Genomic DNA, 14942 nt, shown 5'->3' with positions numbered 1-14942 from the left:
TTTCCGTAATGGGAGAAGGCATATCAGATGAAGAGCGTGAGCACGCCCGTGTAACTATATATGCGCCCACCGGAAATTTCGCCACCCGCGTAGGTGCCAATCATCGGAAAATCACCTAGGATTTCTTCGATCAGTTCGGTTTCACTGACGCCGTCGGCGAACATGCCCGGCCCTCGGCCTAAACAGGACACGTAAATCGCGGCGCGAATCGGCGTGCCGTCGGCGTCAAGACGGGCCTTTAGGCGCGTCAGCATGCGGCGCATGTCTTCCCGTGCGATCTTTGAATCGCGCTTGGCGAACATCACTCTTTCGCCGACCTGAATATCTTGCCCGATGGCGATCCAGCCACGTTGCGGGTCGATTCCCAACAAGCCGCGCACCATGAAATCGCCGGTATCCGAACCTTCGATCGGAATCGCCGCCTGAATCAAACCCCCGGCGCGTTTCAGGTCGCGGGCGATGGTCTCGCCGACATCCTCCTTGAACACCTCCAGGGCGGGACGACCGTCGAGACCGACCAGCACGTTTTCGATGGCGTCGGAAACGACGTGCGCCGCACCTATGGGGACGCACCCCTGCGACAGTCCGGCGGCGACGCCGACTTGGGGGTCGAACAACACTCCGGCCATGCCGCCCTTGGTGACCTCGTCGGCGACCAACGCGCTGTCGCCACGCGCCGAGGCGAAGCCGCCAAGCAGAAACGCCCCGGCCTCGTCACTCAAGGCCTGCATTTGTTCGGGCAGAAATTCGCTGTCGCCGTCGGCGTGAATCAGGCCCGTCACCGGCGTACGCCTTTGCGCCCACGCCATCAGGTCGGCGGGGACCTCCTCTTCGTCTAAAGAGGGAAAGACCTTGAAACTGTCGGGGGGAAAGGCGCCGACCATGATCGTCAACACGCCTTGCTCGAAAAAATCGTCGGTCTGCGCGATAATCCCCACGCCGCTCGCCCCGACCCAGTGGGGAATCCCCGTTTTTTGACGCAAGAATGTCAGAATACTGGATGCGTCTTCCACCAGATCATCGCTAATGTACAAAAATCCAAAATTTATATCGTCGGAAATCGGCCCGATATTTTCGACACAAGCCTTCGCCGCAAGCGCCCATCCGTCGGCTTTGGCGTAGGTCGCGCGAAACGGCGTCTTCATAAGGAAATCTCCTGCTGGAATTGGGCGGGGCGCGCCACGGTATGTTAGCAAACAATGTTATACATGGTGAGCGATAAGGTAAACGTCACCGCAAAAAGACCGCGCCCCCCCGGAAGCGGGATTTTTAGGATTCGCCCCGCCCGGAAACACGCTTAAGTAGCTTTTCGACGGCGGGTAATATCCGCCTCACGATAACCTTCACCCCGTCGGCGTTGGGGTGCTTGGCGTCATTTTGATTAAGTTTCGGGTCCGCCGCCACGCCCGCAAGGAAAAAAGGATAAAAAACGACGTCATGCTTTTGCGCCAGGCGGATGTAAATTTCCCTGAACTGTCGGGCGTAGTCCCGCCCCAGGTTGGGTGGGGCCAGCATCCCGGTGAGTAAAACCGGGATTTTTCGCCGCCCCAGACGGGTCAGAATATCGTCCAGATTGGCGAAAGTCGCGCCCGGATCGAGCCCACGCAAGCCGTCGTTCGCGCCCAGTTCCAAAATCACGGCGTCGGTTTTCTCCGCGCCGGATCCCGCGATCGTCCACGCGAGTCGCGTCCGTCCACCCGCCGTGGTGTCCCCGGAAACCCCGGCGTTGACCACCGTGACGTTATGCCCCCTCGCCCTCAACGCGGCATCGAGACGCACCGTGAAAGTGTCTTGTTCGCGCAGGCCGAGACCCGCCGTCAGACTATCGCCGATGGCGACGATACGGATCGCCGCAGTCCGGGATTTAACGCCGTCGGCATGCGCGCGCGCCGCCCAAAGGGCCGCCGCCACGAGAACCGCCACAAAGAAGCGGGCGGGCGCGTTGACAAGAAAGGATCTCCGGCCATATCCGAATGAGGGTATAAACACCGACACGCTCCATCATTTTCGCGTAACAACCCAGTGGTACCTTTCATGTCACATTCGACCGGCCCGGACAACCGCGCGCCCCATGCCACCTCCACGCCGGACGACACGGGGCACGCGATGGGGCACGCGGTTCAACTGGATAGCGTCCGCCTGACTCTACCCAGTATCGCCGGTCCGGTCGATATATTGCGCGGAATTACACTTGGTGTCGGGATCGGCGAAACCGTCGGCGTCGTCGGACCGTCGGGATCGGGAAAGACGTCGATGATGATGGTCATCGCCGGTCTGGAGCGCCCCACCGCCGGGCGCGTCGTGGTCGCCGGGGAGGAAATTTCCAGCCTCGGCGAGGATCGTCTCGCCCTCTTTCGTCGCCGGAAGGTCGGCGTCGTATTTCAAAATTTTCATCTAATCGCCAACATGACGGCGCTGGAAAATGTCGCCCTGCCCCTGGAATTCGCCGCTCGACGCGATGCTTTTGAGCACGCCCGCGACCGTCTCGATGCGGTCGGCCTGGGCCATCGCATCCATCACTACCCGGGTCAGCTGTCGGGCGGCGAGCAGCAACGCGTCGCCCTGGCGCGGGCGTTCGTCAGCGAGCCCGCCCTGCTGCTCGCCGACGAGCCGACGGGGAACCTCGATGGCGCGACCGGCCACGGCGTGATGGATCTTCTGTTTTCACTGCAGGACGCCGTCGGCACCACCTTGATCCTGATCACCCATGCCCCCGAACTGGCCGAGCGTTGCGGGCGGATCGTGCATATGGCCGATGGTTTGATCGCCTTCGACGACAGGCGAAACGGGCGATGACGGCGAGGCGCGGCGGCTGGGTCTTGGCGGCGCGCATCGCCCGACGCGAATTACGCGCCGGAATGGGCGGGTTTCGCATTTTGATCGCCTGCCTCGCCCTCGGCGTCGGCGCGATTTCCGGGGTCGGCGCCCTGAGCCAATCCCTGCTCGGCGGCATCCACGACAACGCCCAGGTCCTGTTGGGCGGGGACGTCGATATCGCTACTCGTTACGCCCTTCCCTCGCCCGCACAAACGGCCTGGATCGACCGTCGCGCCCGCGCCCGCGCGACAACCGTTCAAATGCGCGCCATGGCGCAAACCGAATCGCGGCGCACCTTGGTCGAATTGAAGGCCGTCGATCGCGCCTATCCGATGACCGGGACCCTCGTTCTCGCCCCGGCGATGACGGCGACGGACGCCCTAAGACCGAAACACGGTATCTACGGGGCCGCCGTCGATGCAGGGCTGCTCACCCGTCTGGGGGTCCAAATCGGCGATAAAATCACGATAGGCGACGCCACTTTTCAAATCCGCGCCGCGATCACGAACGAACCCGACCGAATCGCCTCGGTCTTCAGCCTGGGGCCGCGGGTGATGATTTCCGAGGGGGCCCTGCCCGAAACCGCCCTGATCCAACCGGGCAGCCAGGTCACCTACCACACCCGCGTCTTGCTACCGCCCCGAACCGACGCCACGGCCTGGGCCGCCGCCCTGAAAGCCGCCTTCCCCAGCGCGGGGTGGCGGGTTCACGGCCCCGACGACGCCGCGCCGGGGGTTCAGCGTTTCTTGCAGCGGATGACCCTGTTTTTGAATTTCGTCGGCCTGACCGCGTTGCTGGTCGGCGGCATCGGTGTGCTGTCGGGCACCCAAAGCTATCTTGAAAGCAAGGTCGCGACGATCGCCACCTTGAAATCGATCGGGGCGCCCAGCACCTTGATATTTCGCATTTATGTGGTTCAAATCGGCGTCTTGGCGGGGATCGGCATCCTGATTGGGCTGGTTTTAGGGGCCGGCGCGCCGCCGCTGATGATCGAACTGTTTCGCGGCGCGCTGCCCACCGCGCCCAGGATCGGTCTCTATGGCGGCCCCTTGGCGACGGGCGCGGCGTTCGGCGCCCTGACGGCGCTGACCTTCGCGCTGTGGCCGCTCGCCCGCGCCCGGGAAATCCCCCCGGCGAGCCTGTTTCGCGATGTCATTGTGCCTACATCCGTACGCCCCAAGGGAATCTTCCTGGGGCTTATCGCCCTGTGCGCCCTAGCCCTTGGCGGCCTTGTCGTGCTGACCAGCCCGGAGCCTCATTTCGCCTACTGGTTCGTCGCCGTCTCGGCGGCGGTGTTCGCGATCTTGCGCCTGTGCGCCTGGGCGGTGATGGCGGCGGCGACGCGCATCGGGGCCTCCCCCGGCGTCAACGCCGCCCTGCCGACGATGGCGCGTATGGCGATCGCCAATATATATCGCCCCGGCGCACCAACGACGCGAGTGGTGTTGTCGTTGGGACTCGGCCTGTCGGTACTGGTCGCGGTGGTTTTGATTCAGGGCAATATCGCCCATCAAATCGGGACCCGCCTGCCCGACGAAGCGCCCGCCTTTTTCTTTATCGATATCCAGCCCGATCAGATCGCCGCCTTCGACAAGACCGTGCTAAGCATCCCCGGCGCCCACGACTTGCAACAGGTGCCGACGCTGCGCGGGCGGATCGTCAAAATTAACGGCGTGGCGGTCGAAAAAGCGCGCGTTTCCCCCGACGTCCTATGGGCCGTTCAGGGCGACCGGGCGCTGACCTATGCGGCGCAGCCCGCGCCGGGGACAAAAATCACGGCGGGACAATGGTGGCCCCCGGACTATAAGGGTCCGCCGCTGATTTCCCTGGACAGCGCCATCGCACGCGGTTTCGGGATCGGCGTCGGCGACACCCTGACCCTAAACATCCTGGGCCGCGACGTGCGCGCCCGCATCGCCGCCCTGCGCGAGATCGACTGGCGCACGCTACGCTTCGATTTCGCCATCATTTTCGCGCCCGGGGTTTTGGAAAATGCGCCGCAAACCTATATCGCCGCCCTAAAAATTCCCCCATCGGGGGAAACCGCGGTCGAGCGCGCGGTCGGCGACGCCTTCACCAACATCTCCACCATTCGCGTGCGCGAGGCGTTACAGGCCGCCGATAAAATTCTCTCGTCGATCGCAAGCGCAGTGCGCGCGGTCGCCGCGATCACCCTCTTGTCGGGAATTTTAGTGCTCGGCGGAACCGTCGCCGCGCAACATCAACGCCGAGTCTATGACGGCGTCATTTTCAAGGTTCTCGGCGCCACCCGTAGGCAGTTGCTGGGCGCCTTCGTGCTCGAATTCGGCGTCCTTGGGGTGGTCACCGGCGTCATCGCCGCCGTTGTCGGCGGCGCGGCGGCGTGGGCGGTTATCCGCTTCTTGATGCACGGCGACTGGGTCTTTTTACCCCAGGGCGTCCTCGGCGCCGTGATCGCCAGCATCGCGATCACAATCGGGGCCGGATTCGCCGCGACCTGGAGCGCTCTGGGCGAAAAGGCCGCGCCGTACCTACGCAACGAATAGGGCGCACGCCGCGAATCGCGCCTTTTTGCGCGACTTTCACGCGCACCCTAACTATCGGACGATTATTATACCGATATCTCCGTTCCGCCCTTGATTTGCCACAGTTTCCTGACATATTAACGCTAGGTTTCATTCATCCGTTAGGAGAGCTTTCCATGGCTTACGGTCCCGACAATCGTTTTCAGCTGCGCACCGGCGCCGCGCCCGGTAGCGCGGCCGGCGCAGTCATCGACGAAGGGCTGCGCGCCTATATGCTGCAAATCTACAACTACATGGCCTCCGGCCTGGCGTTGACCGGCATCGTCGCCTACGCCACGTCGAAGTCGCCCCAACTGATGCAGCTCATTTTCGGCACGCCCCTTTCATGGGTCGTGATGCTGGCCCCGCTCGGTTTCGTGCTCGCGATGTCGTTCGGCGTCAACAAGATGCGGGCGTCCACGCTGCAAATTCTGTTTTGGTCGTTCTCCGCCGTCATGGGGCTTTCGCTGGCCTCCATCTTCTTGATCTACACGGGGACCTCGATCGCGCGGGTGTTCTTCATTAGCGCCTCGATGTTCGCCGGAATGAGCCTCTATGGCTATACCACCAAACGCGACCTGTCGGGTATCGGCTCGTTCCTGTTCATGGGCCTGATCGGAATTATCATCGCCAGCGTCGTCAATCTGTTCCTACAGAGTTCGGCGTTGCAGTTCGTGGTTTCGGTGGTCGGTGTGCTGGTCTTCGTCGGCCTGACCGCCTATGACACCCAGAAGATCAAGTCCATGTACTATGAGGCCGACGGCGCGGAAATCGCCGCCAAGAAGTCGATTATGGGCGCGGTGACCCTCTATCTGGACTTCATCAACTTGTTCTTGATGCTGTTGCGTCTTCTGGGCGACCGCCGCTAGCGGAGTCCACGACAAAAAGGGGAACACCACAAAAGGTTAATACCCTAGAAAAAGGCCCGAGGGATCACCCCCTCGGGCTTTTTTTGAGACTGCGCCGCGCATCGCCCCGTCACAAACGTCGCCCGGCATGCTCAGGCGATGCGGCACGGCGGCTCCTCGCCGCGGAAAAAGGCGTCCATGTTGTCGAGCACCAAAAAGCCCATGGCGTTGCGGGTTTCCACCGTGGCGCTGCCCATGTGGGGCAGCATGACCAAATTGGGCAGATCGAAATAGCCCGGGTTGACGTCGGGCTCACCCTCGAAGACATCCAGTCCCGCCGCGGCGACACGTCCCGTTCGCAAGGCGTCGATCAGCGCCGCGTCGTCGATCACCGGCCCACGCGCCGTGTTGACCACCACGGCGCGCTCGGGCAGCAAGGCGATCCGTTCGGCATTGATGAAATGACGGGTGGTGGGCGTTAGCGGGCAATGCAACGAGAGAAAGTCGCTGTGGCGTAGCAGTTCTTCGGGATCACCGTGATAGATCGCGCCCAGTTCGTGTTCGGGCGTGAGACGGTTGCGGTTGTGGTAATGAACCGTCATGTCGAAAGCACGGGCGCGTCTAGCCACCGCCCGACCAATGCGGCCCATGCCGATGATCCCGAGCCGTTTTCCGGTCATCTCGATCCCCATCAACTGGGTCGGATTCCAGCCGGTCCAGCGCTTGTCGCGCAGCATTTTTTCGCCGTCGCGCATCCGCCGGGCGGCGCTTAGCATCAGCATCATCGCCATGTCCGCCGTGGCGTCGGTCAGGACATCGGGGGTGTTGGTGACGACGATCCCCCGTGCGCGCGCCGCCTCCAGGTCGATATGCTCGAACCCGACCGAATAGTTGGCGATCATCCGCACACTTTGAGGAAACCGGTCAATGGTGTCGCGGCGGATCGGATCGGCGGCGCACGAGAGCACGACATCCTTCTTCTCGGCCAAGGCGGCGATCTCCTCGGCGCCCAGAACCTCACCCTCTTTTTGCAGGACCGCGTCATAATCGCGCCTTAGGCGCGCCTCGACGGCGTCGGGCAACTTGCGGGTCACCAGGACACGAGGCTTATCGGTTGCTTTCGACACGGCGCGTTTCCTCTCGTTTTAATATCGTTTCGACGGCGGAGCGTTTGCGCCTCCGGGCCGTGAGGCGGGTTCTCCAATTTTTCTTCCGGCCCGCCTCCCCTCCGGGGGATCTTTCCGGTTTCAGGCGCTAGGGTCAGGACCTCTTACTCTGGTGCGTCTGGTTACTCTGGTGCGTCTGGCGGAGATGAATTTAAGTGTGGGTTAGGCGGAAAACCCTTGCAATAGCCCTCATTGCAAGGGTTTTACAACGACATCCGCGCTTAAATTCATTCCGTCCCGCGGGGGTTTGTGAAAAATGTCCCAGGAACGTCGTCGAAGACTTTTGAAAGTGAGCGGCACTTCCGGCAAGTCTTCTCCTAGGTCTGGGGCATTTTTCACAAACCAGACGCACCAGAGTAAGAGGTCCTGACCCTAGTTACCCCCCCGGCGCAGAATTTCCATCGCCGCGTTGATCTGGCTCATTCGGACGTGGCTACCCATTTCTCCATCGGGGTGATGGATCGTCGCCAAGGCCCGAAACCGCGCCCGGATAACGCGCTGATCGGGATGCGAGCCGGGGGGTAGACCCAAGACGAACAAGGCCTGATCGCGCGTCTCGACACCCCCGCTTAGGGGGTCGAACGACAGTGCCGAGACGATCGTCCGCAGACGCGTAACTTCCTCGGTGCGAGCGCTTAGCAAAGCGTTTTGCGCGGTGACTTCGAGCGCGCGTTGACTATTTTTTTCCGGGGTCGCAAGGTCGAGCAGCAGATGTCCACGAGCGAGCGCCAAGGCGATCGACAACGCGCGGCGCAAAAAGGGTATCGTCAACCCCGGCGCCAGCCGAGCTTGAAGGCGAGGCTTGCGCCGCCACGGCTTGCCCGCGCTAGCGCCCGATTTCAACACGACGGTCTCGCGATCGTCGCGCGCCGGCTCGCCGGGATCGGGGCGCGCCGCAATGATCGTTTCGGGAAAAAGAAGAACCACCGAACGGGCAATATCCCCGACATTGGCGCGCTTGCTTTCCGCCAAGCCTATAATAGCGTCGCGAAACGTACTTGAGCACGTGATCGTATAAGATTTTTTATGCGCCGCGTCGCCTATACCCCGTTCTTGCACTTGGCGGTCGCCCCCATCCCCTTCGCCGTTTGTCACATGAGCATCCCGAGAACTCCAGGAGACGTGACGATCGACGACATGATTTGTCGTAACCTTAGCGGTACGGATCGGTCAGTCAACTACAAATGTATACATTCATCTCTCTGAGGGGCCCAATACGTTCCAGCAAGCACCCGATACCGACATAAACTTAATTGTTAATATGAACAATCTTGTATAATATATTGATATGAGTTGTATTATGCATGGTTAATAAATACTTATAATATTACGCCTCAAGATACCATCCTCCCCTTTTCCGTCCCTACCTAAGGCTTTTTCGGCCCATTCTAGGTCAATATTTTTTACAAAATGGCCATAAGGCCGACCCATTTAAGGCCTTCTCCCGGCAATAACTACTTATGCATATTTTTAATGCAGAGAAAATGGTGGGTTATGAGAAGACCATCTCGAAAGCGGTCTAAAGCCCTCGTCATACCCCTCCCGATTTTCCGAATCTGGACTCTTGACGGAAAACCACCAACGCAAAACGGGGGGACGATGAAAAATAAAATCTCATGATATTTTCCATAATAATACTTAAAAAATATTTTTAAATCGAATGCATTAATGATCAAAATGGATAAAAAGTACGACCCCTTAAGGGGCCGAGCAGAAAAAATATCTTCCTATAATCGTCATGTTATAACATGCCCCCACCCACAATTTTTATCGAGACCGAGCCTCAAGATTCTATTTCATCCGCAACAGAAATGATAATTTTCTGTTTATATTAAGTAAGTTATAGATATCTAGACGGATCTCCAACAGACAGCCCATAGAAACGGTCGAACCGATACGCCGTAGACAACACACCCATAATAAAGTGCATCCACACGGAAATTGCTCGTTCCACGTTTAAAACGGAATCGAAGGCGCGGTATGAAAAATATGCGCCACTCGATCACATTTTTATTTTTTCATAAAAAGTTTATGGGGCTATCCGCCTGATTTTTCCAGAACGATCCGGCGCATCCGACGGCGATATTCCAGGCTTGCCCGAAACGTGTTGAGCACAATCGCCGCAAACACGATCGCACCACCGATGAGCGTTGTGCTCTCGGGTATCTCACCCGCGCCCAACCAAGCCCAAAACGGACCCAAAACCGTTTCGATCAGGGTGAACAACGCGGCTTCGGCGGCGGGAACGAAGCGGGCCCCGGAAAAAAATAAGGACAGCGCCAACGGCAAAACCACCAATCCGATGAGCCCGAGAAGGGCAAAATCGTGACCACTCACGCCCAAAGGATGGGCCGCCGGAGCAAGAACAAGGGCGCTGATAAATCCCGATAGGCACAACGGCGGCACCAAGTCGTTGACGGAAAAACGGCGCAACGCGATCAGGTTCAGGCCTTGCATCAGGGCGGTAAGAAGCGCCAGGGCGTCGCCCATCCTATGACCGCCGCCCAGCGAGCCGGAAACCAAAACCCCGGTTCCCGTCAACGCCAACCCTATCGAGACCCACGTCCGCGACGCCACTTTCTCACCGATGAGCGACCAACCCAAAATGGCGGCGAAAAAAGGCATGGTCGCCAAGATGACCAAGGTGTTCGCGACCGACGTGTGGGTCAACGCGCCGATGAAGCTGATGTTGCTGAAGGAAAACAGACCGACCACGATCCACGTCTTTCCACGAATGGAGGCGAACGCCGGTCGCCGGCGCACTCGCGCGCGCACCAGGAGGTAGGCCAACAGGCTGCATCCCATCAAGCCCGTACGCCAGAACGCAATCTGCCACGGGTCCGCGCTTGCTATCAAACGCACCAGCATGGCGTCGGGGCTGATGATCAAAATACCCAACGCCGACAGCACTATTCCTCGACGGTAATCGTTTCCCATCTTCGCCACGCTCTCAAGTCACGGGACGGCGATGGGTCATGGCGTCTATGCTAAAGATCGCCAAGGCCACCCAGATCAGCACAAATGTAATCAAATGATCTGCGCCGAAAGGCTCCTTAAACACAAAAACCGCGAGCGAGAACTGCAGCGTCGGCACCAAATATTGCACAAGCCCCAAAGTCGAAAGACGAATCAGCTTGGCCGCCCGGGCGAATAACAACAGAGGAAGCGCGGTCACGACGCCGCTGAGAATCAGGAAAACATCCATCGACGAAAGACCGCCCCACGGGCCATTTCCCAAAACGAACGCACCCTCGCCATGGATGGCCAGCCAAACCAGATACGCCACCGCCATCGGGCTTAGAAAAAGCGTTTCGAGGAACAGGCCGTCGAGGGAATTGACCGGCGCGATTTTGCGCAACAACCCATAGCTACCGAAAGTCAGGGCCAAACTTAACGCCACCCAGGGCACGGCGCCGAAACTGACAACCATATTGAAAACGCCGACACCGGCCAAGGCGACCGAAAACCATTGCCATGGACGCAATCGCTCGCCTAAGAAAATAACGGCGAGAATGACCGAAACCAGGGGATTTATAAAGTACCCCAGGCTTCCTTCAAGGACCTGATCGTGTCCCACCGCCCAGATAAAAATACCCCAGTTGGCGGCAATCGCCAGGCCGGACAATAGCGAGCCACGCACCTTTTTCCAGTCGCGCACATGGCCCGCCGCCGTACGCCAACGTCGCCGCATAAGCAACGCCAGCGAAACAAAAAGAACCGACCAAACCACCCGATGGGCCAACACGTCAAAGGCCGACACACCTTCAAATAGCTTGAAGAATAAAGGGAAAAATCCCCAGATGGAAAATGCCGACAGGGCGAAAACACCCCCAAGGGCCGGCGTATCGCCCGCCAAGGCCGTACGCATGCGAGTTGTTTTGTTCATTTTTGGGGATCATCCCTATATCGCCACGCGATTGCGCCGCACGACCTACTTTAAGCGTCGCCAGCATGGAACGCGAAATAGACGAAATTTGCAAATTTCTTTTTTCGCACGCCGCACCGCGCGCATATCGCCGAATACGCCCTGATGCAAACCTTTGTTTTTCGAAAGATGGCCTCTTATCTTTGGATGTGGGCGCACTATTTCAAGGAGGCGGCACATGATCAAGACGATGCTTCGGGTCGTTCACAAGCCCCAAAAACACCGCTACCGGTCCCCACCATCGCGACTTTGCCATATCTTCGGCGCCGCGATCGACGATGAGCGAGGTTCGGTTTCCGTGGAGTACGCTTTGATCGCCGTTATCATTTCTTTGGTTGTTATCGCCGGCCTTTCGGGGATCGGTACGGCCTTGAAAACATTTTTTTCCGATGCCGCCGGCGGATTTTGACGCCCCGGTGGATGACCCGCGCGCCACGAAGCACACCACCGAAAAGAGCCGAGGTGTCGATAGCGCCGGTTTATTCGGGAGGAATGGTGCCGCAGGAGGGATTCGAACCCCCGACCCCATCATTACGAATGATGTGCTCTACCAACTGAGCTACTGCGGCGCGCGAAAATGCGGCCCCTTCTTTACTGCGCCCCGCCCCGTGCGTCAATTAAACTTGTGCGGGAGCCCCTTTTGAGGAGGAATTATTTTTCCCGTCAATAATCTTCACCCCGACTGCCGCCCCGCTCAAGTGCGGGGCGGCGGGCGTTGCGCCCGGCAAATGGATCACGCCGGGCGGCGCACGCCAGCTTTGGGTGTCAATACCCTGGCATTTCGGACAGTGCGCCGACCATTCGGCGCGAACATGACCGCAATCATCGCACACCCATGCCGGATCGGGATCGGCCATCGAGGCGCGAACCAACCATTCGCGGGCGCGCGCTTCATCGCCGTGTTCGTGCTCTTCCAGTTCCGCCATCATTCGACAAACCCGTGCCGAAAGACCGCCGCCAACCTCGGTTTTTTCCTTGATCAGGTCTTCCAAATTTTGCCGCGCCTCACCCCAAAGCTTGGCCTCGAGAGCGATCGCGGCGCTGGCGATGCGGCTTTCGGGGTGATCCGGGTTGGCGCCAATGAGTTTCTCCACCGCGCCGACCTTCTTCAAAGGATCATCCAAGGCCTGCGCCCGCAAGTAGATGTCCACGAGTGCGGGATGGGGGAAAACCGCCCAGGCCTTCTCGATCACGTTCTGCGCCTTACGCACCCGCCCCGCGCCGACCAACGCCTCGCCATAGGCGCAAGCCGCCGGGGCGAAACCGGGGTCGAGGGAAAAAGCCCGATCAAGATATTTTAAAGTGGTGTCGCAATCGTCACTTTCGGGCGACCCGCAGGCCCGGGCGAAAGCAATCACCGCCTGGCGATGGCGGGCCGTTGTGGAGGCCACCAGCTTATGGCGAACCATGCCCTCCAGCGTTTCCTCGGCGCCCATCCAATCACCGGCGCGCACTTGGTGTTCGAACAAGTTCGGTCCGGCCCAATCGCTTTTCGGGTTAAGTCGGAAAGCACGTTGAGCGAGGGCGATCGCGCCCTGCGTATCGTTGCGCCGAACGGCCTGATTTAGGAGCCCGCGAATACCAAGATATTCCGTCTGTGGATCGTCCAGCATGACGCGGAAAAATCCTTCCGCCGCGGTTTCGTCCCCATTCAATTGCGCGGCTTGCGCCTTCAACAGTACCGTCAGGGGCGGGTTGTCCAAAAAGCTATCCGCGCGCGCGGCCTGTTTACGCGCCTGCGCGCCGTCTCCGGCGGCGACCGCCACCATGCCCAAATTCAACGCCCGGTAACCCTTGCGGGCGCGATTTTCCCGATAAGCCCGGCCGAGCTGTCCCGGAGCGCGGCGGACAAATAGCCACACCCGATACCCCAACGCCACCACGACGGCGAACACGGCGAGAGCCAACAAAAGCACCGCGAACGACGTATCGACCCGCCAGCCTTGCCACGACAGCGACACCGCGCCGGGATTATCGGCCAGCCAAACTCCACCGACGGCGAGAGCCGCCAGAAGAAAGAAGAAAAACAGCGCCCGCACCATGATCAGCGCCCCCCAGCCGACTGTAGTCGCGTCAAGGCCAATGTACGCAGTTGCCCGATCGCCCGATCAACCTGAAGGCGGGCGTTAGCGTCGCCCAGCCAGGCCGCGGCCGCCTCTCCGGGCGCCCCTTGCAACCGTTCGAGCGCCCGCACCGCCACTTCGAGGTCCCCCTTGTCCAGGGCGCTCTGCGCCGCGGCCAGGGCGCCATCCACCGGGTCGCCGCCACCGTTCGCGCCCGTGCGCCGAACCGTGACCAGGCGCGCCAAGCCCACCTTGACCCGATCCCACACCCCCGCGCCGCCGGGAGCGATCTTGGCGCGGAGAACGTCCCCCGCCATGGCGTCAAACCGCCCTCGCAGGGCCTCCAGATTGGGAATGCCAACCGCCGCATGGGGGGTTAACAGCTGGACGACGCGGGCAACTTCGGGATCATCGCCGGCGACCGCGTGCAGGGCGTCGAGGGCGGCGCTAAAGGAGGTGTCCGCACGCGTCGCGTCAAACAGTTGCGCCGTCGCCAAAACCAACGCCTCGGAGGAAGACGCATCGGCCGATTGCGCCGTCACCGCGCCCTCGACCTCTCCCAGGCGCCGTTCGACACCTTTCATATCGGTCCGCAGTGTCGCCAAAGTCTCGGCCAAGGCCTTCGTTTGCGCCTGGGCGGCGCCTCCCGACACTCCGCTGTTTTCGGCAATTCGCGCTTCGAGAATGTCCAGCCGCGCCGAAAGCCCCTGCGCCGACTTCCGTGCGGCGGCAAAAGCCGCATCCTCCGCATCAAGGCGTTTTTCCAAAGCGGTTATGCGATCTTGGGCCCGTGTCAAGGCCTGGGCGAACGCATCCAGACGCAAACTCGCCGCGCTGGACGCTTCGGGCTTCGGCGCGCCCTGTTCGACGCTAACCCCGCCGAACATCGGGGCCACGGAGGGCATCCATGCCGACCGGGTAACGTAAGCCCCGCCGGCGAGGAAAAGGACGGCGAAGACGATCCAGAAAACCACGCCGGACATCGGCGTGGAGGCCTTGGTGGGCGCGCCGTCCTCATCGCCGGGTCGGGGGGCGGACTGCGGTGCCCCGTCACCGTCCTTCGTCCGGCCTTTTCCGGGGGAAGATTTTCCTGCCGATTTTTCGGACGCGGGATCCGTCGAACCCGGGGAGGCGTCGCCGGTAGGCGGCGATACCGGTGGTGTTGTGCTCTTCGCCTCATCGCTCATGGCGTGGCCTCATCCTTTTTTGGACTTGGGTGGGTCCGCTTGTGGACCGTCCCCCCCCGTTGGATCAATCAAGACATAAAGCTAGGGTCAGGACCTATTCATCTGATGTGTCTGGTTTGTGAAAAATGTCACAAGCCTAGGATAAAGGCTTGCCGGAAGTGCCGTTCACTTTCAAAAGTCTTCGACGACGTTCCTGGGGCATTTTTCACAAATCCCTGCGGGACGGGATGAATTTAAGCGCGGATGTCGTTGAAAAACCCTTGCAATGAGGGTCATTGCGGCGGGCTTTCCGCCTAACCCACACTTAAATTCACCTCCGCCAGACGCATCAGATGAATAGGTCCCGACCCTAAAGGTTTTCAAGTCTATCACGATTTAGTGGCTCGAATAGGG

At 60.2% G+C, this 14942-nt stretch carries 12 protein-coding genes and 1 tRNA gene; 4 read left to right on the top strand and 9 right to left on the bottom strand.

Annotated features, from left to right (window positions below):
- Window positions 1-23: 23 nt before the first annotated feature.
- Window positions 24-1145: an FIST signal transduction protein gene (locus P3M64_RS09620; RefSeq protein WP_132937554.1), complete on the bottom strand. Its 1122-nt coding sequence runs from the start codon at window positions 1143-1145 to the stop codon at window positions 24-26.
- A gap of 124 nt (window positions 1146-1269) precedes the next feature.
- The gene (locus tag P3M64_RS09615) at window positions 1270-1911 is read right to left on the bottom strand and encodes an arylesterase (RefSeq protein ID WP_132937555.1); all 642 of its coding nucleotides are present in this window, start codon (window positions 1909-1911) and stop codon (window positions 1270-1272) included.
- Between the two features lie 123 nt (window positions 1912-2034).
- Here P3M64_RS09615 and P3M64_RS09610 point away from each other — a divergent pair, with 123 nt between their 5' ends.
- From P3M64_RS09610 to P3M64_RS09600, 3 genes are all read left to right on the top strand, one after another.
- Window positions 2035-2796: an ABC transporter ATP-binding protein gene (locus tag P3M64_RS09610; RefSeq protein WP_456119827.1), complete on the top strand. Its 762-nt coding sequence runs from the start codon at window positions 2035-2037 to the stop codon at window positions 2794-2796.
- Window positions 2793-5342 carry an ABC transporter permease gene (locus tag P3M64_RS09605; RefSeq protein WP_132937556.1) on the top strand — a complete coding sequence of 850 codons (2550 nt, stop codon included), beginning with the start codon at window positions 2793-2795 and terminating at the stop codon, window positions 5340-5342. Before P3M64_RS09610 ends, P3M64_RS09605 begins: the two co-directional genes overlap by 4 nt.
- A gap of 155 nt (window positions 5343-5497) precedes the next feature.
- A complete protein-coding gene (locus tag P3M64_RS09600; protein WP_132937557.1) occupies window positions 5498-6229 on the top strand; it encodes a Bax inhibitor-1/YccA family protein in 732 nt (243 codons plus the stop codon).
- A 131-nt stretch (window positions 6230-6360) separates the two neighbouring features.
- Here P3M64_RS09600 and P3M64_RS09595 read toward each other — a convergent pair whose 3' ends face one another.
- From P3M64_RS09595 to rarD, 4 genes are all read right to left on the bottom strand, one after another.
- A complete protein-coding gene (locus P3M64_RS09595; protein ID WP_132937558.1) occupies window positions 6361-7335 on the bottom strand; it encodes a 2-hydroxyacid dehydrogenase in 975 nt (324 codons plus the stop codon).
- A 411-nt stretch (window positions 7336-7746) separates the two neighbouring features.
- Entirely contained in the window at window positions 7747-8469 is a 723-nt protein-coding gene (locus tag P3M64_RS09590) for a J domain-containing protein (protein ID WP_276157017.1), read from the bottom strand.
- Window positions 8470-9411: 942 nt separating this feature from the next.
- Window positions 9412-10311 (bottom strand): DMT family transporter, encoded by a 900-nt coding sequence (locus P3M64_RS09585; RefSeq protein WP_243644684.1) that lies wholly within the window; start codon window positions 10309-10311, stop codon window positions 9412-9414.
- 13 nt (window positions 10312-10324) lie between these two features.
- The gene (gene rarD, locus P3M64_RS09580) at window positions 10325-11260 is read right to left on the bottom strand and encodes an EamA family transporter RarD (RefSeq protein WP_207893073.1); all 936 of its coding nucleotides are present in this window, start codon (window positions 11258-11260) and stop codon (window positions 10325-10327) included.
- 217 nt (window positions 11261-11477) lie between these two features.
- Between rarD and P3M64_RS09575 the strand changes: the two genes are divergently transcribed.
- Window positions 11478-11708 (top strand): Flp family type IVb pilin, encoded by a 231-nt coding sequence (locus P3M64_RS09575; protein ID WP_207893074.1) that lies wholly within the window; start codon window positions 11478-11480, stop codon window positions 11706-11708.
- A gap of 84 nt (window positions 11709-11792) precedes the next feature.
- Here the strand turns inward: P3M64_RS09575 and P3M64_RS09570 are convergent.
- The 3 genes from P3M64_RS09570 to P3M64_RS09560 all read right to left on the bottom strand — a co-directional run bounded on the left by P3M64_RS09570 (window position 11793) and on the right by P3M64_RS09560 (window position 14549).
- Window positions 11793-11868 (bottom strand) — tRNA-Thr (locus P3M64_RS09570).
- Between the two features lie 48 nt (window positions 11869-11916).
- A complete protein-coding gene (locus P3M64_RS09565; protein ID WP_132937560.1) occupies window positions 11917-13341 on the bottom strand; it encodes a heme biosynthesis protein HemY in 1425 nt (474 codons plus the stop codon).
- A gap of 2 nt (window positions 13342-13343) precedes the next feature.
- Window positions 13344-14549: a COG4223 family protein gene (locus tag P3M64_RS09560; RefSeq protein ID WP_132937561.1), complete on the bottom strand. Its 1206-nt coding sequence runs from the start codon at window positions 14547-14549 to the stop codon at window positions 13344-13346.
- Window positions 14550-14942 lie beyond the last annotated feature (393 nt).

It is taken from the genome of Varunaivibrio sulfuroxidans (assembly GCF_029318635.1).
Lineage (GTDB): Bacteria > Pseudomonadota > Alphaproteobacteria > Rhodospirillales > Magnetovibrionaceae > Varunaivibrio > Varunaivibrio sulfuroxidans.
The sequence above is the reverse complement of the archived record's forward strand: the minus strand, read 5'-3'. Positions and strand labels throughout refer to the sequence as shown.

Excerpts from the sequence above, each read along its gene's own strand:
- rarD (WP_207893073.1), bottom strand. The coding sequence starts at position 11,260 with ATGAACAAAACAACTCGCATGCGTACGGCCTTGGCGGGCGATACGCCG.
- P3M64_RS09610 (WP_456119827.1), top strand. The coding sequence starts at position 2,035 with ATGTCACATTCGACCGGCCCGGACAACCGCGCGCCCCATGCCACCTCC.
- P3M64_RS09585 (WP_243644684.1), bottom strand. The coding sequence starts at position 10,311 with ATGGGAAACGATTACCGTCGAGGAATAGTGCTGTCGGCGTTGGGTATT.
- P3M64_RS09605 (WP_132937556.1), top strand. The coding sequence starts at position 2,793 with ATGACGGCGAGGCGCGGCGGCTGGGTCTTGGCGGCGCGCATCGCCCGA.
- P3M64_RS09575 (WP_207893074.1), top strand. The coding sequence starts at position 11,478 with ATGATCAAGACGATGCTTCGGGTCGTTCACAAGCCCCAAAAACACCGC.
- P3M64_RS09600 (WP_132937557.1), top strand. The coding sequence starts at position 5,498 with ATGGCTTACGGTCCCGACAATCGTTTTCAGCTGCGCACCGGCGCCGCG.
- P3M64_RS09560 (WP_132937561.1), bottom strand. The coding sequence starts at position 14,549 with ATGAGCGATGAGGCGAAGAGCACAACACCACCGGTATCGCCGCCTACC.
- P3M64_RS09620 (WP_132937554.1), bottom strand. The coding sequence starts at position 1,145 with ATGAAGACGCCGTTTCGCGCGACCTACGCCAAAGCCGACGGATGGGCG.
- P3M64_RS09565 (WP_132937560.1), bottom strand. The coding sequence starts at position 13,341 with ATGGTGCGGGCGCTGTTTTTCTTCTTTCTTCTGGCGGCTCTCGCCGTC.